Below are 680 nucleotides of genomic sequence, written 5' to 3'. Positions count from 1 at the left end.
ACCGGGAACTGATTAGTGAAAGTGTCGGCTTGTCTATTGCCACTGATGAGCTTAAGTCAGACTATATCGACCTGCGCAGTAACCACTTAGCTCGTGCTCAACATGTTCGTCGGGAGCAAGGTTTTGGTTCAGACGAAAGAATAGTCTATGTCGGCCATGAAGCCTTTGAAGAGTATTTACAATGGCCGGGAGAAGGCTACTTTGTAAAGTCCCCGAAGTCTTTTCTGGGTGCCAGCGGACTTCGTCCAGAAGCGGTTTTTCTATTTGAAGATATCGTTACGGCAATGATGCAATCTATTAAAGCGCGTGCGGAACAGACACTTGGCGATACGATATCGCATACTGTAATTGGTCGCCCTGTAAACTTTCAAGGTTTGGACGCCGAGCAGAGTAACCGTCAGGCCTTGGAAATTCTGCAAACCTCAGCAAAACGTGCTGGTTTTAAAGATGTTGAGTTTTTATTTGAGCCTATTGCCGCAGGCCTGAGTTTTGAACGTTCACTCGATGCAGATAAAACGGTTTTAGTTGTCGATATCGGTGGTGGAACGAGCGACTGTGCCATGGTTAGAATGGGGCCTTCTTACCGAGATAAGAGCGATCGATCAAAAGATTTTCTAGGGCATAGCGGTGAGCGAGTAGGGGGGAACGATCTTGATATTCAGCTGGCAGGAAAGCACCTC

Annotated in this window: 1 protein-coding gene; it reads left to right on the top strand. The window is 47.2% G+C overall.

The features are described 5' to 3' along the window. Positions 1-680, top strand: a 680-nt coding sequence (gene yegD, locus A3757_RS02475; RefSeq protein ID WP_082872045.1) for a molecular chaperone, incomplete at both ends; no start/stop codon positions are given.

Source organism: Oleiphilus sp. HI0117 (genome assembly GCF_001635235.1).
This window is presented reverse-complemented; position numbering and strand designations above follow the sequence as displayed.